At 65.1% G+C, this 18,461-nt stretch carries 14 protein-coding genes; 5 read left to right on the top strand and 9 right to left on the bottom strand.

The window, feature by feature from the left end; translation table 11 throughout:
* Positions 1-36: 36 nt before the first annotated feature.
* Positions 37-1,233 carry a Bcr/CflA family multidrug efflux MFS transporter gene (locus C2U37_RS17320; protein WP_010674385.1) on the top strand — a complete coding sequence of 399 codons (1,197 nt, stop codon included), beginning with the start codon at positions 37-39 and terminating at the stop codon, positions 1,231-1,233.
* Between the two features lie 59 nt (positions 1,234-1,292).
* On the opposite strand, the gene C2U37_RS17315 is transcribed toward C2U37_RS17320, so the two are convergent.
* The 3 genes from C2U37_RS17315 to C2U37_RS17305 form a co-directional block, all read right to left on the bottom strand.
* Positions 1,293-1,859 carry a pyridoxamine 5'-phosphate oxidase family protein gene (locus C2U37_RS17315; protein ID WP_043155609.1) on the bottom strand — a complete coding sequence of 189 codons (567 nt, stop codon included), beginning with the start codon at positions 1,857-1,859 and terminating at the stop codon, positions 1,293-1,295.
* 33 nt (positions 1,860-1,892) lie between these two features.
* Positions 1,893-3,317, bottom strand: coding sequence for a sodium:proton antiporter NhaD (nhaD, locus tag C2U37_RS17310; RefSeq protein ID WP_043155607.1), 1,425 nt, complete (start codon positions 3,315-3,317; stop codon positions 1,893-1,895).
* A gap of 135 nt (positions 3,318-3,452) precedes the next feature.
* Positions 3,453-3,926 carry a DUF4357 domain-containing protein gene (locus tag C2U37_RS17305; protein ID WP_010674381.1) on the bottom strand — a complete coding sequence of 158 codons (474 nt, stop codon included), beginning with the start codon at positions 3,924-3,926 and terminating at the stop codon, positions 3,453-3,455.
* A 152-nt stretch (positions 3,927-4,078) separates the two neighbouring features.
* Between C2U37_RS17305 and C2U37_RS17300 the strand changes: the two genes are divergently transcribed.
* From C2U37_RS17300 to C2U37_RS17290, 3 genes are all read left to right on the top strand, one after another.
* Positions 4,079-4,759, top strand: coding sequence for an ABC transporter ATP-binding protein (locus C2U37_RS17300; protein WP_043155604.1), 681 nt, complete (start codon positions 4,079-4,081; stop codon positions 4,757-4,759).
* 21 nt (positions 4,760-4,780) lie between these two features.
* Positions 4,781-7,207, top strand: a complete 2,427-nt coding sequence (locus tag C2U37_RS17295; protein WP_053288507.1) for an FtsX-like permease family protein — start codon at positions 4,781-4,783, stop codon at positions 7,205-7,207.
* 173 nt (positions 7,208-7,380) lie between these two features.
* Positions 7,381-8,421 (top strand): lipocalin-like domain-containing protein, encoded by a 1,041-nt coding sequence (locus C2U37_RS17290; protein ID WP_053288508.1) that lies wholly within the window; start codon positions 7,381-7,383, stop codon positions 8,419-8,421.
* A gap of 696 nt (positions 8,422-9,117) precedes the next feature.
* Here C2U37_RS17290 and C2U37_RS17285 read toward each other — a convergent pair.
* The 5 genes from C2U37_RS17285 to C2U37_RS17265 are packed head-to-tail and all read right to left on the bottom strand — an operon-like array spanning position 9,118 to position 16,516.
* The gene (locus C2U37_RS17285; RefSeq protein WP_043155597.1) at positions 9,118-11,910 is read right to left on the bottom strand and encodes an FAD-binding and (Fe-S)-binding domain-containing protein; all 2,793 of its coding nucleotides are present in this window, start codon (positions 11,908-11,910) and stop codon (positions 9,118-9,120) included.
* A complete protein-coding gene (locus C2U37_RS17280; RefSeq protein WP_043155596.1) occupies positions 11,910-12,554 on the bottom strand; it encodes a LutC/YkgG family protein in 645 nt (214 codons plus the stop codon). Before C2U37_RS17280 ends, C2U37_RS17285 begins: the two co-directional genes overlap by 1 nt.
* Before the next feature lies 1 nt (position 12,555).
* On the bottom strand, positions 12,556-13,992 hold the full coding sequence (locus C2U37_RS17275) for a LutB/LldF family L-lactate oxidation iron-sulfur protein (RefSeq protein ID WP_043155594.1): 1,437 nt from the start codon (positions 13,990-13,992) through the stop codon (positions 12,556-12,558).
* Positions 13,985-14,806, bottom strand: coding sequence for a (Fe-S)-binding protein (locus tag C2U37_RS17270; protein ID WP_010674372.1), 822 nt, complete (start codon positions 14,804-14,806; stop codon positions 13,985-13,987). Before C2U37_RS17270 ends, C2U37_RS17275 begins: the two co-directional genes overlap by 8 nt.
* A gap of 12 nt (positions 14,807-14,818) precedes the next feature.
* Entirely contained in the window at positions 14,819-16,516 is a 1,698-nt protein-coding gene (locus C2U37_RS17265; protein ID WP_104452774.1) for an L-lactate permease, read from the bottom strand.
* A 61-nt stretch (positions 16,517-16,577) separates the two neighbouring features.
* On the opposite strand from C2U37_RS17265, the gene C2U37_RS17260 reads away from it, so the two are divergent.
* Positions 16,578-17,555, top strand: a complete 978-nt coding sequence (locus C2U37_RS17260) for a LysR family transcriptional regulator (protein WP_080767962.1) — start codon at positions 16,578-16,580, stop codon at positions 17,553-17,555.
* 15 nt (positions 17,556-17,570) lie between these two features.
* Here C2U37_RS17260 and C2U37_RS17255 read toward each other — a convergent pair whose 3' ends face one another.
* Positions 17,571-18,365: an alpha/beta fold hydrolase gene (locus tag C2U37_RS17255; RefSeq protein ID WP_104452773.1), complete on the bottom strand. Its 795-nt coding sequence runs from the start codon at positions 18,363-18,365 to the stop codon at positions 17,571-17,573.
* Between the last annotated feature and the right edge of the window lie 96 nt (positions 18,366-18,461).

The following is an 18,461-nucleotide window of genomic DNA, read 5'->3' as shown; positions in this document are numbered from 1 at the left end:
CTCTTAACCCGGCCCAGCCCACGACTCGGATACCCTATGCCCCAAGCCAGCTCCCTCTCCCCCCGTTTCCTCTTCATCCTGCTCGGTGCCCTGGCGGGCCTGACTCCCCTCGCGGTGGACATGTATCTGCCCGCCATTCCCGCCATCGCCCGGGATCTGGCTACCAGCATCGACGGCGCCCAGCTCACCATCAGCGCCTTCCTGGGGGGCTTTGCCATCGGCCAGCTCTTTTACGGGCCGCTCGCCGACAGCTTCGGCAGAAAGCCGGTGATCCTGGCGGGCCTGACGATGTTTGCCGTGGCCTCCGTGGGCTGCGCCATGGCGGACTCCCTGCCTGAGCTCCTCGCCTGGCGCATGTTGCAGGCCGCAGGGGGCGCCGCGGGTTCCGTGGTGGTCAACGCCCTGCTGCGCGACCTGTTCGAGAAGGATGCGTTTTCCCGCGCCATGTCCTTCGTCATCCTGGTGATGACCCTCGCCCCCCTGGTGGCCCCCGTGGTGGGGGGGTACATCAGTGCTCACAGTGACTGGCGGGTCATCTTCTGGCTGCTGGTGGCCATCAGCCTGCTCATCTGCCTGGTGATGCAGTGGAAAATTGAGGAAACCCTCAAACCCGAGCACAAGCAACCCCTGCGACTCGGGCAGGTGCTTCGCAACTACTGGGGGGTGCTCTCCCACCGTGGTGCCATGGGCTATGTGCTGTGCGGCGCCCTGTCGAGCTCCGGCATGTTCGCCTTCCTGAGCGCCTCCCCCTATGTCTACATCGAGTATTTCAAGGTGCCGACCGAGCACTACGGCTGGCTCTTTGGCCTCAATATCCTGCTGATGATGGTGGTCACCTTCGCCAACAGCCGGCTGGTGAAAGGGGTGGGTGCCGAGCGCATGCTGCGATACGGCCTGACCGTGCTGCCGCTCGCCGGGGCCCTGCTCATCTACAACGCCTGGAGCCAGACCGGGGGCCTGTGGGGCATCGTCATCCCCGTCGTGCTCTTCGTCGGCCACATCAGCCTGGTGGGGGCCAACGCCATGACCGGCCTGATGGGCCACTTCCCCCAGTCCGCAGGCACCGCCTCGGCGCTGGCGGGCACCCTGCGCTTTGGCCTTGGGGCCCTGGTGGGGGTACTGGTCAACCTCAATCCCCCTGAATCGCCGCTCCCCATGGCCATCGCCATCGCCGGTTGCGGCCTGGGGTCGGCCCTCAGTTACTGGCTGCTGAGCGGCAAGCGCGTCCCCTGATGCCTTGCAATGAAAAAGCCCTGTCCATGGACAGGGCTTTTTGCATCGGGGCGCAGGCCTCAGTCATCGGCCTGCAACCCGCTGCGCGCCAGGATCTCGCTCTCCAGCCCATCCAGGCTTAGCTGGTTCTTCTTGCGCCAGTAGGCCTCAATCCCCTCCCGGCCCTGACGGGCCGACCAGTTGGCAAGATCCTCCCTGTCCCCCTGGTACTCATACAGAGGCACCGACATGCCGCACGACGTCTGGACCCGTTCAATGTCCAGCAGGAAGATCTGGCGAGCCGCGACGCTTGGGGGGAACAGCGCCAGCAACGACGGCCACTGCGGATCAGTGCGGTGCAGCACCCGTGCCTGGCCATAGGCCCGCAGAATAAGCGGCGCCCCCTCGAAGGCGCAGAACATCACCGTCATGCGCGGCTGTTGCAGCACCTGGGCTGCGGACTCGTTGCCGCTGCCGGTCAGGTTGAGCCAGGCCAGGGTGTGGGCATCGAGGACGCGCAGCGAATCCCCGCCCTTGGGGGAGAGATTGACCGATCCCTTCGCGGCCGCCGTACCGACGAAGAAGATCTTCTGCCCCTCGATAAAGGTGACATGGCGCGGCAAAAGCGCCTCGAACAGTTGTCCCATCCTGCCTCTCCCTGGTGCCTGGCACCGGGTTGCCTAAAACAGGGCGCTGTTGAGCCACAGGTGCGCCCCTATGCCGACCATATAACCAAGCAAAATGGCAGGCAACCACTTGAGGTGCCCGACGAAGGTATACATGCCCCTGGCCTGGCCCATCAGGGCCACCCCGGCGGCGGAGCCGACCGAAAGCAGACTGCCCCCCACCCCGGTGGTCAATGTCACCAGCAGCCACTGCCCCGTGCTCATCTGCGGCTCCATGGAGAGCACGGCGAACATCACCGGAATGTTGTCGATCAGGGCGGAGAGCAGGCCGATGGTGACGTTGGCCAGGGTCGGATCGCCACCGTCATAGAGGAAATGGGATGCAAGCGCCAGATACCCCATAAACCCGAGGCCGCCGACGCACATCACCACCCCGTAGAAGAAGAGCAGGGTGTCCCACTCCGCCTTGGCAATCTTGTTGAACACATCGAACGGCACCACCGAGCCCTGACGCAGCAGCCTGGCCTCGTCCCCGGTGCGCTCATACAGCGCCCGTGCCCGGGCCAAGGTAACGGGCTGGGTCTTTCGCAGATAGAAACTGAAAAATTGCAGGTAGCCCAGCCCCATCATCATGCCGAGCACGGGGGGCAGCCCCAGGAAATGATGGCAGGCGACGGCGGTCACTATGGTGAGCACAAAGAGCAGCACGATGACAACGGCGCCGCGCCTTGGCACCACCATCTCGCCCGGCATGGCGGGCACCAGACGGGGCACCATCAGGCTCATCAGGGTGGCCGGCACCAGGAAGTTGAGCAGGGCGGGGATGAAGAGCAGCAAGAACTGCTGGAACGGCACCTTGCCCGCCTGCCACACCATCAGGGTGGTGATGTCGCCAAAGGGGCTGAAGGCGCCGCCCGCATTGGCCGCCACGACGATGTTGATGCAGGCCAGGTTGATGAAGCGGCGCTCCCCGTTGGCCACGTTGAGCACCACTGAACACATCAGCAGCGCCGTGGTGAGGTTGTCCACCACGGGGGAGATGAAAAAGGCGAGAAAACCGGTGAGCCAGAAGAGCGTACGCAGGCTGAAGCCCGCTTGCACCAGGCGTACCCGCAGCACGGCGAACAGCAGTCTGTCCTCCATGGCGTTCACATAGGTCATGGCCACCAGCAAGAAGAGCATCAGCTCGGCATACTCCAGCAGGTTGTGGCGAAAACCAGCCTGAACCAGCTCGCTGTGCCCCTGCCCCGTATAGACCAGGCCGATGGCTATCCAGATGATGCCGGCGGCCACCAGCACCGGCTTGGACTTGCGCAGCTTCAGGTACTCCTCGGCCATCACCAGGGCATAAGCCAGGGCGAAGATGGCGAGGGCGAAGAGCCCGACCCCGCTGTGGGTCAGATCGAGGGGGCCGTTGCCCGCAGCGGCGGGGGCACTGAGCAGGGCCGCCCCGGGCACGAGGCGAAGGAGTCCAGACATGGCGGCATCTCCTGGCAGGCGTCTGGCATTGAGGCTAGCAGCCCAAAGGGAAGCCGCCCTCCTTGTCATCCTGATGAGCGGCCCGCCGCGGGCACTCAGGCAAACATGAGCGAGGCCCGTTGCCAGGCCCCGTCATCAGGAGGTCTTCTTGCCAAAACCCGATTGCTTGAGGGTGTAGCCTGCGCTGTTTTGCCAGGCATCCAGCCCGCTTCGGTTGTTGCCCGCCACCAGGCTCGCGGCCAGGCTCGGGCTGTTGAACAGCTGATCAGCGGTAAAGATGAAGCCCCCTTCGGGGTGGGGAACGAGCACCCCCTTGCCCAGCAGCTCCTGGCGCAGCTCGATCACCGCCTCGCGCAGGGAGGCCGCATCCTCGCCGTTGGCGGTGGAGCCCGCCTGGACCATGAAACCGGGGTTCTGCCGCTTGCCCACCGGATAACCATGGGCCTCTGCCCCCTTGCCGTTGAAGTGGTAGAGCTCGCGCTCCCCCGGCTTGTTGTCGGAGAGGGCCTTTTGCAGGGTCATCAGCTCGTTGTAGATATCGATGGGGACCACGGCAGCCTGCTTGACGCCCTTGCTGTCGACGATAAAACTGACTTGCTTGTGTAACATCCTTGCTCATCCTGTGACCCATGGAAGGCCCTATTCTAACCACCTCAGGCGAGCGGGATCCAGCGAGGATCCCCATCCCTTTTGCAGGCGCGATCACTAACTGGCATAGTGACGGACATTGTGAAAGCCATTGACCATCAAACGGTTATACCATGCTTAGCCTGCGCAACCTCAGTAAACGCTTCGCCAACGGCGGCGAGACGCTCCCCCTGTTTGAGGGGCTGGATCTCGCCCTCACCCCGGGGGAAACCTGCCTGCTGCTGGGGCAAAGCGGCTGTGGCAAGTCCACCCTGCTCAACCTCATCGCCGGTCTCATCGCCCCGGACGAGGGGGAGATCTGGCTGGAAGAGACCCGCCTCGACACCCTGCCGACAGACGAGCGTGCCCGGCTTCGCGGGCGCCATTTCGGCATCGTCTATCAGGATTTCAACCTGCTGCCGACCCTGACCGTGGCCGAGAACCTCGCCCTGCCCCTTCAGATAAACAACCTGCCCCAGGACGATGGGCGCCTCGATGCCCTGCTCACGCGCCTTGGCATGAGCCACAAACGCCACGCCTGGCCGGAGCAGCTCTCCGGCGGCCAGCGCCAGCGGGTGGCGCTGGCCCGTGCCCTCATTCATCAGCCTCGTTGGCTGCTCGCCGACGAACCCACCGGGAGTCTCGACGAGCACAACGCCGAGCAGGTGATGGCCCTGATGATGAGCGCGGTGCGCGATACCGGCGCCGGTCTCTTGCTGGTGAGCCACAACCCGGGCTATGGCGACCTGGCGGATCGGGTGCTGCGCCTTGAAGGGGGACAGCTGGTCGAGCTCAAGGGGCGCCGCCATGGCTGACGTCTGCCGGGGGGCCTGCTGATGTTGCCGCTCAAGGCACTGCTGCGCCTCTATCGCGCTCACCCCTGGCTGCTCTTGATGAGCCTGGCCGGGCTCACCCTCGGGGTCACCCTGGTGGTGGCCATCGAGCTCTTGAACCACAGCGCCCGCACCAACTTCGTCGCCGCCCGCAGCCAGCTCGCCGGGGAGGCCAACTACCGCCTGGCCCCCCAGGGTGACCTGGATGAACAAGTCTACGTGAGGCTGGTGCGAAGCCAGCCGAACCTTGACGCCATGCCAGAGCTTCACGCCTGGCTCAAGGACGAGCAGGGGCGCAGCTTCCAGTTGCTGGGGATGGATCTCTTCAACCCCGGCCCCCTGCGCCGCCTCTTTGGCGATGCGCCAGACAGCCAACCCGATGTCTCGTTGAATCGCGCCGACAGCGTCTGGCTGGCCGCCCCCGAGGCGAGGCGCCTTGACTGGCAACCGGGCCAGTCGCGAACCTTTGTGCTGGGGGATGAGGGACAACGCCCCCTGACCCTTACCCTGGCCGGCACCTTCGAGCCCGGCGCCGTCCCCATGGAGCGGCTGCTGGTGACCGACATCGGCCTCGCCCAGCCCCTGCTTGGCAAGGCTGGCAGACTGGATCGCATCGTCTTCAAACTCAGTGAGCAAGAGGCCAATACCTTGCAAAGAGCCTTGCAGGCGGCCCTGCAATCCTATGCCCCCCATCAGCCCCTCTGGCTTGAGCCCATCAGCCCAGCGCTCGATGCCAGCCAGCTCGGGGATGCGCTGGCCCTGAACCTTACCGCCCTCTCCCTGCTCGCCATGGCGGTGGGATTGTTCTTGGTGTTCAACGCCCAGCGCTTCGTGCAGAGCGTGCGCCGCCCCCTGCTCGCCCAGCTCATCATCCTCGGGATGCCGCCGCGCCGGGTGCTTGGCTGGCTCATGCTGGAGCTTGTGATCCTCGCCACCCTCGGCACTCTGCTCGGGCTGCTACTGGGGATCCTCTTGGCCCTCTCCCTGATGGGGCAGCTCACCCAGGCGCTGGCCGATCTCTATGGCCCCAACCCCATCGATCTGCTGCGCCTCTCCCCCGCGAGCCTTGGCAAGGCGCTGGTCATTGGCCTGCTGGGCACGCTCGCCGCCAACCTGCCCGGCTGGTGGCAACTGCTGCGCCAATCCCCCCTTGCGCTGCGAGAGGGCAACAGTCGCCCACCGGCTCACCCCTGGCAACGCCGGGGGCTTGCCATCGCCATTCTGCTGCTGTGCGCCCTGTGTCTGTGGCGGCCAGAAACCGGCCTTGGCGGCGCCCTCTTCGTGGCCGGAGGCTGGCTGCTCGCCATGGCCCTCCTGCTGCCCGATGCCCTTCGCTCCTTGCTGGGGCGGCTGCGTGCACGCGGCCCCCTCACCGCCCGGCTCGGGGTGGCCGAAACCCTCTATCACCTGGATCGCACCGCCATCGCGGTGATGGCGCTGCAACTGGCCATCGCCGCAGCCATCGGCATCGGGGTCATGGTGTCGAGCTTTCGCTCGAGCGTGGAGATCTGGCTCGGCCAGCGCCTGGCCGCCGATCTCTACGTCACCGCTCCCAAGGGGGTGGCGGGCAGCAGGGGCGCCCTCGGCGAGCAGACCCTCAACACCATCCTCGCCTCGCCGGACGTGCGCGCCGCCTCCCGCCGTTCGGTGCACCCCGCCCGCTGGCAGGGGCAGCCCATCGAGTGGGCGCAGATGGACTTTATCCCCGAGCTCAAAGCCGCCTATCCCTTGCTCGCCGGGCGCTGGCCCGCCGCTCCCGACGAGGTGCTGGCGAGCGAACCGCTGACGGTACGCCTCGGGGTCAGGGTGGGCCAGCGCCTCGAGGTAACCAGCGAGGGGGGGCCGAGGGCTTTCACCGTCACCGGCGTCTATCAGGATTACGGCAGCGACAAGGGGCAGATACTGCATGCCTTCGAAGGGGGCAAGGTGCAATCCCTTGCCCTCTTCAGCCCGGACCCCGAGCACCTTGGTGACAGGCTCAGGAGCCAGTTTGGCGAGCAGGTGAACCTGTTGCCCGCCCCCGCCATCCACGCCGCCGCCCTCAGGGTGTTCGATCAGACCTTCGTGGTGACCGAACTATTGAAGTTGCTGATCCTGGGGATCGCCTTCGTCGGCATCGGCTCGGCCTTTATGGTGCTGGGGCTGGCCCGGCGCGGCGAGTTGCAGACCCTGCAAAGCCTTGGCCTGAGCCCGCGCCACTGCCGCCGGCTGCTGGTGTGGCAAGGGGCAGGCCTCGGGCTGCTCACCGCATTGTTGGCCCTGCCGGTGGGCTATGGCCTTGCCTGGGTGCTGATTGAGGTGGTCAACCCCCGCGCCTTTGGCTGGCGGCTGGCCTTCGAGGCCGCCCCCCTGCACGCCGTCACGGCGCTCCTGCTCGCCCCCGTCTGTGGCGCGCTCGCCTCCTGGTATGCCGCAAGGAGAGTGGTATGAAAGATTGGTTGGCGCACTGGCTCAGCCATGGCTTGACGTTCCCATTGACCAGATCTCTATCACCGCCCCTGATTCAGCGCAGAGAAGCGCACAGAGCTGCCGCGAACCATCCCCTCTCCCTTCGGGAGAGGGCCAGGGTGAGGGGAATCTTGTCCTCTTGGCTTGCAGCCCTCTTGATCCCGCTTGTTGCCATAAGCGGCCACGCGCAGGCCAGCGATCTGGGGAGCATCCTGGGTGACGGCAACGATCACTTCAAAAAGGCCCTGCCGGGTCAGTCCATCAACCTGCCCGCCGATCACGGTGCCCACCCCGACTACCGCTCCGAATGGTGGTATCTCACCGGCAACCTGAAAGACGAGCAGGGACGCGGCTACGGCATGCAATGGACCCTGTTTCGCCAAGGCATTGAACAGGAGATCACCTCGGAGAACCCCTGGCTCACCCCTCAACTCTGGTTGGCCCAGTTTGCCATCACGGATGTGAGCAAAGGCAGCCACCAGCAGGACGAGCGCACCAGCCGCCAGGGGCCAGGGCTCGCCGGTGCCAGCGGCGGTGAGTATTGGCTGAAAGAGTGGGTGCTTACCTCTCAAGGGGAATCGCTCTTTCCCGCCACCCTCAAGGTGCGGAGCAAGGCGGGGGATCTTGATGTGAAGGTGAGCGCCGCCAAGCCCGCGGTACTGCAAGGTAAAGCGGGTTTCAGCGAGAAGAGCCCGGGCAACGCCTCCTTCTACTACTCCTACCCGCGCCTGACCATCAGCGGCACCCTGATCTTGGATGGGGAGACCCGTAACGTCAGCGGTGAGGGCTGGTTTGATCACGAGTGGAGCAGCTCGGTATTGGCCCAGTGGCAATCGGGCTGGGACTGGTTTTCGCTGCAGTTTGAAGATGGCCGCGAGTTGATGCTGTTTCGCCTGCGCACCAAATCGGGACGCTCTGAGCCGGAGAACCGCTACGGCATCCTGATTGAACGAGACGGCAGCAGCCGGGTGCTGAATCCTGCGCAGATCCGCCTCACCCCCGGCAAGACCTGGCGCGGCCCCAAGGGGCAAGCCTACCCCATCGAGTGGCAGCTGGCAGCCGGCGATATGAGGCTCACCATCCAGGCGCGCCTGCCCGATCAGGCCATGACGGGACGCTTTGACTACTGGGAGGGGGCGGTATCCGTCTCGGGGGATGCAAAAGGCGTCGGTTATCTGGAGATGACGGGCTACTGAGTCTTACCCCGTTCGCCATCGCGGATGAGCAGGTTCGACTCATGGATGTCAGCATCGGTGCGCGTTTGGCGATGCTGTTGGCCGCCTTCTCGCTGTCACAGGCGGACAGGGCGGCGGTGCAGGCGATGGCCAGCATGGCTTAGTGGTGCATTCAATCGCCGCTGAATTTACTGGAGGAAGGGTTCGCCGGTCGACGCAAGATCTGTAACCAGCTGTTACAAGGCATTGATGAGCAAGAGATAACACATGACTTGGTTGGCCGGGCGGTGTGGCAATGAAGAGAAGCCATCTCCCCTCCCCCCGTTTCTCTTGACCTTTCCCTGTAAAAATCTGACCACCATCAAGATTTCATTCAAATCCCACGGAACGGCTGTGTTTTTACTCAACAGGAGCGGTCGGCCTTTGATAGGCTACTACTCATCCGGCCCTTATAGCCCCAGAGGCATCCAGAGAGTGGCAATGTTCAATCCTATTTTATTCAGCTTGAAGGCAGCACAACGGAAGCTGAAATCCGTGCGGTAGGGAAGGTGCGAATAAGTCATATGGCACGAGAGCATTTACTGGTAACCCATTGATATTAAATGACTAAAATTTTCATTTTTTGTTCGTGGGATACTTGTTCGCACTTTCCCTAATAAGTTACCTTAGTAACCCTATTGAAAACGGCAGGATATTTATCCTGCCGTTTTTATTTTTCTATCTCGCCGCCTGATCCACCAGATAGAGGATGCTGTGATAGGGAATGCCAGCGTGCTGGCTGAGCCCCATTTCACAGGTGCGGCTATTGCTGAATCCCTGACGGCAATCCCTGGGCACTTGAGCTGCCAGGCTGGCAAGTGCCGCGGCGTTGAGCTCCGGGGTCATCAACCCCTTGTCACCGGCAAAGCCGCAGCACTGGATATGCTCTGGCACGATCACCTCGCGGGCACAGGCGCGGGCCACCGCCAGCATCTTATCGCCGAGCCCCATGCGCCGGCTGCTGCAGGTGATATGAAGCATCACGGTCTCATCGATGGGGGTCAGCTCAAGGTGGGGCAGCAGATGTTCCAGCACAAAGGCGGAGGGCTCGAACACCCGAAGACCCTTGCCGAACGCCCCCGAGAGCAGTCGCTGCACGCAGGGGCTGGTATCGAGCAGCACGGGCCAGCGCCCCTGTTCGCTTGCCTGCCACAATGCATCGGCCAGCTCACTGCGCTTGGCTTCCGCTACCTCGCTCATCCCCTTGCTGTCATAGGGCATGCCGCAGCAGAGCCCCTCGATACCTTGCGGCACTATGACCCGGCAGCCCGCTTTATTGAGCAAGGATTGCACCACGTCCGGCAGTGACGGGGCCTCCTCCTGCTGGCCGAATACCCGGCTGGCACACGACGGCAGATAGACCACAGCGCGCTCGCTGGATCCGTCATGGCTCCCCTCCCCTTGCAGCCATTGGTAGCGGCTCGGCCCCGGCAGGGTGGGCAACCAGGCGGGGGTGCGCTGGCCGCTGAGCTTGCGCACGCCCCCCACCAATCCTGCCAGCGCCTTGTCTCCCAGCAGCTTGCCGGCAATGGCTTTGAGGCCGAGAGACCCACGGGCCGCGCGGGTAACGCCGGCGAAGTGATCGGCGCTCCAGCGGGCGATGGGCACAAAGCGCTGGTACTTTTCGCTACGCAGCTTCTTGATCAGGCTGCCAGTGTTGATGCCCACCGGGCAGCGATCGGCGCACAGCCCGGTGGCGGCGCAGGTATCGATGCCCTGATAGTCAAATAGCTGGGCCAGCTGGTTGGAGGGCTCATCGGCACGATTGCGGCGGGCCAGTTCGCGGTAAAGCACGATGCGCTGGCGCGGCGACAGCGACAGGGTGCGCGAGGGGCAGACCGCCTCGCAAAAGCCGCACTCGATGCACGGATCCACGATGGCATCGCTCGCCGGCATGGGCTTGAGGTGGGCCAGGTGGGCCTTGGGGTCATCGTTGATGATGACGCCAGGATTGAGCAGGCCGTCCGGGTCCAGCAGCGCCTTGATGCGCCGCATCAGCGCCATCCCCTCCGACCCCCATTCCAGCTCCACATAGGGGGCCATGTTGCGGCCGGTGCCGTGCTCGGCCTTGAGCGACCCGCCAAAGCGCACGGCGACGAGCTCCGCCACCGCATCCATAAAGGCGCCGTAGCGGGCCACCTGGGCCGGATCGTCAAAGCCCTGGGTAAAGACGAAGTGCAGGTTCCCCTCCAGCGCGTGGCCGAAGATGATCGCTTCACCGTATTCGAAGCGATCGAACAGGGCTTGCAGCCCCGCCACCCCTTCGGCCAAGCGCTCGATGGGAAAGGCGACATCTTCAATGATGACGGTGGTGCCTGTGGTACGCACCGCCCCCACCGCCGGGAAGAGCCCCTTGCGAATGGCCCAGAGGTCGGCGCTGTCGATAGTAAAAGGCACAGAGGCGACCTGGACGAACTCGGCGGCCATGGCCGTCACCTGCTCGCAGCGAGCCACCAGCGCCTCTTTCGATTCCCCATGCACCTCCACAAGCAGGGCGCAGGCAGCCAGATCCAGCGTCTTGATAAAGTCCGGCAGACCGGGCTTGCCCGCCACCGAGCGCAGGGAGCGCCCATCCATCAGCTCCACCGCCGCCACCGGCGCACTTTTCAGGCGCGAGGTGGCCAGACAGGCCTGCTCGGCGTCCCGAAACACCAGCAGGGCCGAGGCCTTGTGGGGGTATTCGGGCACGGTGTCGAGCACCACCTCGGCGATAAAGCCGAGGGTCCCCTCCGAGCCAATCATCAGGTGGGTGAGGATATCGACAGGGTCCTCATGGTCGAGCAGGGCGTTGATGGCGTAGCCGGTGGTGTTCTTGAGCCGGTACTTGTGGCGGATCTTGGCGGCAAGTTCGGCATTCGCCAGCACTTCGGCACGCAGGGCGGCAAGCCCCGTGAGCAGCTCCGGGCGCCTGGCCGCCAAGGCGGCGCGGCTCTGGGGATCGCCGCTCTCCAGCACGGTGCCATCGGCCAGCAGCAACGTCATGGCGTGCAAGGTGTGATAGCTGTTGTGGGCGGTGCCACAGCACATGCCGCTCGCGTTGTTGGCGGCGATGCCACCCAGCTTGCAGGCGTTGATGGAGGCGGGATCCGGCCCAATCTTGCGCCCCAGGGGTGCCAGATAGCGGTTGGCATCGGCGCCGATCACCCCGGGTTGCAGGGCGATGCGCGCCCCCTCGTCCAGAATGCGGTGGCCGCGCCAGCTGTCGGTCAGGGTGATGAGCACCGAATCACTCAGGGCCTGGCCCGAGAGGCTGGTGCCGGCGGCGCGAAAGGTGCACGGCAGGCCCAATTCGCGGCACACTCCGAGCACGAAGCGCACCTCCTCGAGGGAGTCGAGGCGCACGATGCGCTCAGGCACCAGGCGGTAGAAGCTCGCGTCCGTGCCGTGGGCCAATCGCAAGTCCGGGTCGCTCACCAGCCGCTCCGGCGGGATGCGCGAGAGCACGGCGGCGTCAAATTCATTCCAGCGCATCAGCAATCCTCCACCAGCACCACCAAGAGGCGGCTCGGGCCGTGGGCGCCGTAGGCCAGGGTCTGCTGGATGTCGGCGGTCTTGGAGGGGCCGGAGACCAGCAACAGATTGGTGGGCATGGCCTGCTGCCAGCGCCCGGCCGCCACCAGCCCCGCCAGGTTGTCGGTTATGGTGGAAGCCGCCAGCAGGGCGATATGGCAGGGGGGCACCAGGGACAAGGTGCGCGGCTCGCCGCCATCGGGCAGCAATACGAGCGTCCCGGTATCGGCGATGGCGCCCGCGCAGTGGGTAATACCCGCCTGACAGACGTCGAACAGATCGTCCTTCCAGCTCGCGAACTTGCCTGCGGGGGTCAGCACAGATCGCCCGGCGCAGGCGGCCGCGACCGCCTCCTGCCAGCGGCCGCCCTGGCCACAGGCCAGACTCGTCACGCCCTCTTCATCCAGCCAGGCGGCCAGATCCCGGGCAAGGGTTGCTTCCTTGACGGTCAGGATCTCGGCGTGGCTGGCGCTGATCCCGGCAACAAAGCGCTCGCGCCGCGCCTGTTCATCCTCTCCGCGCCAGGGCTGCCAGCCATGGGGGGCATGTGCCATGGGGGTGGCGGCGCCGCGCAGGCGGCTTAATATGGCCTCTTTGCTCGACATCTCAGGACTCCTTCTTCTTCTGGCGCAGCAGGGCGTGCAGGCTCTGGGGGGCGGGTTTGGGGGCTTCGCGGCACTGGGTCCAGGGGCCCAGGTGTTTGGGCATCAGCCCCCGCAGGCGACCGGCCACCCCGGTTGCGGCGTGATAGAGGCGCGGGTGGGTGGCGGCAAAGGCAAAGCCCTGCATGGCGAGGGTCTCGAGCCGGCTCCTGGCCGCCCCCTGCCCCGCCAGCGGTTCGTGGCCGGGCTGTGCGTCGTGCTTGGCCTCCCGACGCAGGCGCTGCAACATATCGGGAATGGGGATGCGCACCGGGCACACCTCGCCGCAGGCACCGCACAGGCTCGATGCCGTCACCAGATCGCTCGTGCTCTCCAGCCCCAGCAGATGGGGGGAGATGATTTTGCCGATGGGCCCCGGGTAGATGGTGCCATAGGCGTGGCCGCCGATGCGGGTGTAGACCGGGCAGTGGTTCATGCAGGCGCCGCAGCGGATGCACTGCAAGGTCTTGCGCAGCTCCTCGTCCCGGTAAGCCTGGCTGCGGCCGTTGTCGAGCAGCACCAGGTGCACCTCGTCCGGGCCGTCCAGCTCCCCTGCCCGGCGCGGGCCGCTGATGACGTTGAAGTAGGTGGTGATGGCCTGACCGGTGGCCGAGCGGGTCAGGGCGCTGTAAAGGGGCGGCACGTCGGATAGGCACTCCACCACCTTCTCGATGCCGGTGATGGCCACGTGCACTTTCGGCACCGTGGTGCACATGCGCCCGTTGCCCTCGTTTTCCACCAGACAGAGGCTGCCGGTCTCCGCCACCGCGAAGTTGACGCCGGAGAGCCCCATGCCGGCGCGGCGAAACTCTTCGCGCAGGGCTCGCCGCCCGGTCTGGATCAGGGCGTCCACGTCCGTGGTGGGGGTGAAGCCTTCCAGGTTGCTTGCGAAGGTGTCGCTCACCTCCTGCTTGTTCTTGTGGATGGCGGGCATGATGATGTGGGACGGGGTGTCGCCGTCGAGCTGGACGATAAACTCCCCCATGTCGCTCTCAAGGCAGCGGATGCCGTGGCGCGCCATCTCGTGGTTGAACCCCACCTCCTCGCTCACCATGGACTTGCCTTTGACGATGGAGCTCACCCCGTGCTGCTGGGCGATGCGAAGGATGATGGCGTTGGCCTCGGCCGGCGTCTGGGCCCAGTGCACCCGGATGCCGTTGCGCTCGCAGTTGGCTTCGAGCTGCTCCAGCAGGTCCGGCAGACGCGAGAGACAGCGCTGGCGGATTTGCTCCGCCGCATCGCGCACCGCCGCTTCTTCGGCGGGGTCGGCGAAGGCATCGCGGCGCTTGGCGCGCAGGTAATCCATGGCGCCGCGAAAATTCTGGCGCAGCACCGGGTCGGCCAGGGCCGCCTCGGCCTGGGGATGGAAGCGGCGCGGCGAATACTTGGCGTGATCAGACATGGGGCTGGGCCTCTTTGGTATGAGCCAAATCGCTAACAGCGGCGCCGTTATGAGCTATTTCGTCACTGTCGGGGCGGCTGTGGGCGAGCAGGAAGCTCGCCAGGTGGGTGGCAGGCAAGATCCTGCCCTGATAGGCCAAGGATCCCTTGATGTTCAAGAGGCACCCCCAGTCGGCGCTCACCAGGGTGTCGGCGCCGGTGGCCAGCAGGTGGCGGGTCTTGTCCTCCACCATGGCCTGGCTGATGTGGGGATGGCGCACCGAGAAGGTGCCGCCAAAGCCGCAGCACTCGCTCTCGTAGGCCTGTTCATGCAAGGTGACGCCATCGAGCTGCCCCAGCAGGCTGCGGGCCGTGGTGTGTACCTGCATCTCGCGCCGGGCCGAGCAGGAGGTGTGCATGACGATGCTCGCCTCCCCCACCCCGTGCCAGCGCACCCGGCAGATCCGGGCCAGAAACTCGGTGAGCTCGAACACCCGATCGCAAAAATCCGCCACCTCGGGGCTCTCGGGGAAGAGGCGGCGGTAGTGGTGGTGCATCATGCCGCCGCAGGAGCCCGACAGCACCACCACCGGCCAGGGCTCGGGGAAGAGCGCCATCTGGCTTTGCGCCACCTTGCGCGCCTCCTCCTCGTGACCCGAGGTGTAGGCCGGCTGCCCGCAGCAGGTCTGTTTCTCGACAAAGTGCACCCTTATCCCTTCCCGCTCGATCAGGGCGATGGCATCGAGCCCCGCCACCGGGTCGAACAGGTCCACCAGACAGGTGGCGTAGAGATAGACATCGGCCGGCTTGGCCGGGTAGACCCGCATTACCTTCATCACTTGCTCTCCTTACTTGAGCTGCAGCAGTGCGTCCGAGATGTGGAAGCTGTACATGAGCGCCAGCCCGATAAGGCCGGTGACCAGCAGGTAGTAGAGGGTCGGCAGCGCCGTCTTGCGCAGCGTCGCCCCCTCACGGCCGAGCAGCCCCACGGTGGCCGAGGCCGCCACCACGTTGTGAATGGCGATCATGTTGCCGGCCGCTGCCCCCACCGCCTGCAGCGCCAGCATGGCGGCGGTGGAGACCCCCAGGGTCTGGGCCACTTCAAACTGGAACTGGCTGAACATCATGTTCGATACCGTGTTGGATCCGGCGATAAAGGCCCCCAGCGCCCCGATGGTGGCGCTGAGGGCCGGGAAGAACTCCCCCACCAGCCCGGCGGCAAAATTCGCGGTGGTCACCGGCATGCTGGCGAGATCCGCCCCGTTGACGCCGGAGTTGATGAAGATGCGCACCATGGGCACGGTGAAAATCAGCACGAAGCCGGCGCCGATCAGGGTGCGGCTGGACTCCCCCAGCGCCCGCCCGAAGGGGACGAGGGAGCGCGACTGCAGCCAGGTGGCGAGCAGGGCGCAGAGCACCAGCAGGCCCCCCGGCAGGTAGAGCGGCTCAATCGACGCGCTGACCCCCGTCTCCCCCAGCAGATCCGTGAAGGCGAGGCTCACCGACAGGAGGCTCGCCTTGAACTCCGGGCTCACCCGGCTCGCCACCAGCAGGAGCGCCAGCGCCACATAGGGGAGCCAGGCCAGCATGAGCGACATGGGGCGACCGGCGGCCTCTTTGAGATCGAGCTTGAGGGAACCCAGCCACTCGGCGGGCCACTCGTTCTCGGGGGCGAAATCCCAGGAGTTCTTGGGCACCAGAAAACCGGCTCGCGCCGCCGTCACCACCAGGGCCAGCCCCACCAGACCGCCGATGAGGGACGGGAACTCGGGGCCGAGCAGCATGCCGGTGAGGGCATAGGGGACGGTGAAGGCGAGCCCGGCGAAAATCGCAAACGGCAGGATGGAGAGCCCCTCGGTCCAGCTGCGGTTGCGGCCGAAGAAGCGGGTCAGCATCATCACCATCAGCACCGGCATCAGGGTGCCGACGGTGGCGTGAATGAGGGCTACGTTGGTGGTCACCTGTTGCAGGTAGATGTCCCAGCTGCTGCCACCGGCGCTCAGGGTCTGGCCGATGGCCTGGTTATCCAGCCCCTTGTTGATGCCCACCAGGATGGGGGTGCCCACCGCGCCGAACGACACCGGGGTGGACTGGATCATCATGCCGAGCAGCACGGCGGCGAGCGCCGGGAAGCCGATGGCCACCAGCAGCGGCGCGGCGATGGCGGCCGGGGTGCCAAAGCCCGAGGCCCCTTCGATAAAGGCGCCGAAGCACCAGGCGATGATGATGGCCTGGATGCGCCTGTCCGGCGAGATGTTGGTAAAACCGCCGCGAATGGCGGTGATGGCACCGGTGTGTTTGAGGGTGTTGAGCATCAGGATGGCGCCGAACACGATCCAGAGCACGGTCACCGTGATCACCAACCCCTGCAGGGTGGAGGCGAAGACCCGGGTCGGGCTCATCTGCCAGCCCCAGAGGGCGATGAACACGGTCAACAGGAAGGCGACGGGCATGGCGCGCTTGGCGGGCCAGTTGAGGCCGACCAGCAGCACGGCGGCCACCAGGATCGGCGAGAAGGCCACCAGGGCCAGCAGGGTGTCTGTCATCATTGCGTCCTTGTCCAGAGGGGTGCAGAGGCGCACCTTGTTGTTGTTTTGTTAAGCGGACGTGACCTTACCCTGTTCCTTTTTCGCGATATATGGAAATAATGAACAACATTCGTTCCAAAAGTTGATCAATATGGCCAGTACCGACGACCTCATCCTCTTCGCCCAGGTGGTGGAGGCCGGATCCTTCAGCAAGGTAGCGGAACAAAATTCCCTGACAAATTCAGTGGTTAGCAAGCGGATCGGGCGTCTTGAAGAGGAGCTCGGGGTCCAGCTCCTCTATCGCACCACCCGCCGGCTCACCCTGAGCGAGGCGGGCAAGGCGCTCTATCAAGGTGCCAAAAATGTGAAGGCCGCCGCACTGGACGCCTTCGACGCGGTGGCGGGATTTGGTGAAAAGGTGAGCGGTCATGTGCGGATGTCGGTGCCCACCATCTCCGGCGAGCTCTTGCTCGCCGATGCAGTGGCCGATTTTTGCCAGCAGCACCCGGGGCTCACGGTGGAGATGTCGCTGGACAACCGCTTCGTCAACCTGGTGGAAGAGGGGTTCGATCTGGTCATTCGCACCGGCTATCTGGATGACTCCAGCCTGATTGCCCGCCACATTCTCGACTCCCAGTGGGTCATCTGCGCCGCCCCCGCCTATGTGCGCCGCTTCGGGGCGCCGCGGGAGCCGTCGGATTTGCTCACCCACAACTGCCTGCGCTACGCCTACCAGAGCACGGGGGCCTCGGAGTGGGCCTTCAAGGGGGAAGAGGGCAACTATCTGGTGTCGGTGTCGGGGAGCTTTTCAACCGACAACGCCGGAGCCCTTCGCAAGGCGGCGCTGGGGGGGCGCGGCATCGTCTATGTGCCACGCTGTCTGGTCTATCACGATCTGATGAACGGCGAGCTGGTGGATCTCTTCCCCGATCAGGTGGGCAAGAAGCTCGGCATCTACGCCGTCTACCCCTTCACCCGCCAGCCGCCGCGCAAGATAAGGCTGCTCATCGAGCACATCCGCCAGCGCTATCTGGAGATTGGCCACTACTTCATCTGAGGCCCTTGTCGGGCCTCAGAGGGCGGATGACGCCGCCTGACGGGAGAGAAACGCCAGGGACTGGCGGTTGAAGTGATCCGGCTGCTCCACGTTGCAGACGTGGCCGCACTTTTCGATGATTTCGAGGCAACTGTAAGGGTCGCGGGCCACCTGCTCGCGCACCGGGGCGAGGAACATGTGATCCTCCTCCCCCATCACGTAGAGGGTGGGAATGGGCAGGGCCCGCTCGCGAAAGTAGCGCATCAGGGGGTTCACCTCGGTGGCGAGACGGAACCAGCGCTTGAACTCCTTCTGGCAGAGCTTGCGAGCCTCGCGCACGAAAAGGTTGCGGGACTCCTGATGGTGCTGGCGCGGCATGATGATGAAGGCGAACAGGCGGTAGAGCCACATGTAGGGCAGGAAGTGCTGGCCGAGGCGGCCAAGCTGTACCAGCACCCGGGAGCGGATGTCGAGACGCAGGATGGCACCGCCGAGCACCATGCTCTTGACCCGCTCGGGGCGAAGCTCCGCCAGGTGGCGGATGAGGATGGTGCCAAGGGAGATGCCGACAAAATGGGCGTGGGGGATGCGCAGGTGATCCAGCAGGCGCAGGATGTCCTCGGTCACGGCCCGAAAGCTGTAGTGCCCCTTTACCACCTGCTGCAGCTGGTTGGACTGGCCGTGACCACGAAGGTCCAGCAGCAGCACGTTGAAGTGCTCCCGGTAGGCCCGCAACTGCTTGAACCAGATGGAGGAGCTGCCGCCCGCACCGTGCACGAACACCACCCAATCCCGATCGGGACCCAGTTCAAAGGTCTTGTGGTACAACATCTCATGGGCTCCCGAGGTGATGGGGGGTATACTCGGCGCGCATATTAACAGAAGGCTCACCCCGGTGAACATGCTTCCACCATGATCGGACCAGCC

Source organism: Aeromonas sp. ASNIH1 (assembly GCF_002934285.1).
Lineage (GTDB): Bacteria > Pseudomonadota > Gammaproteobacteria > Enterobacterales > Aeromonadaceae > Aeromonas > Aeromonas caviae.
The sequence above is the reverse complement of the archived record's forward strand: the minus strand, read 5'-3'. Positions and strand labels throughout refer to the sequence as shown.

Bases quoted from the DNA above. Each gene is read 5' to 3' on its own strand.
- C2U37_RS17320 (WP_010674385.1), top strand. From the start codon at position 37: ATGCCCCAAGCCAGCTCCCTCTCCCCCCGTTTCCTCTTCATCCTGCTC.
- C2U37_RS17315 (WP_043155609.1), bottom strand. From the start codon at position 1,859: ATGGGACAACTGTTCGAGGCGCTTTTGCCGCGCCATGTCACCTTTATC.
- nhaD (WP_043155607.1), bottom strand. From the start codon at position 3,317: ATGTCTGGACTCCTTCGCCTCGTGCCCGGGGCGGCCCTGCTCAGTGCC.
- C2U37_RS17305 (WP_010674381.1), bottom strand. From the start codon at position 3,926: ATGTTACACAAGCAAGTCAGTTTTATCGTCGACAGCAAGGGCGTCAAG.
- C2U37_RS17300 (WP_043155604.1), top strand. From the start codon at position 4,079: ATGCTTAGCCTGCGCAACCTCAGTAAACGCTTCGCCAACGGCGGCGAG.
- C2U37_RS17295 (WP_053288507.1), top strand. From the start codon at position 4,781: ATGTTGCCGCTCAAGGCACTGCTGCGCCTCTATCGCGCTCACCCCTGG.
- C2U37_RS17285 (WP_043155597.1), bottom strand. From the start codon at position 11,910: ATGCGCTGGAATGAATTTGACGCCGCCGTGCTCTCGCGCATCCCGCCG.
- C2U37_RS17280 (WP_043155596.1), bottom strand. From the start codon at position 12,554: ATGTCGAGCAAAGAGGCCATATTAAGCCGCCTGCGCGGCGCCGCCACC.
- C2U37_RS17275 (WP_043155594.1), bottom strand. From the start codon at position 13,992: ATGTCTGATCACGCCAAGTATTCGCCGCGCCGCTTCCATCCCCAGGCC.
- C2U37_RS17270 (WP_010674372.1), bottom strand. From the start codon at position 14,806: ATGAAGGTAATGCGGGTCTACCCGGCCAAGCCGGCCGATGTCTATCTC.
- C2U37_RS17265 (WP_104452774.1), bottom strand. From the start codon at position 16,516: ATGACAGACACCCTGCTGGCCCTGGTGGCCTTCTCGCCGATCCTGGTG.
- C2U37_RS17255 (WP_104452773.1), bottom strand. From the start codon at position 18,365: ATGTTGTACCACAAGACCTTTGAACTGGGTCCCGATCGGGATTGGGTG.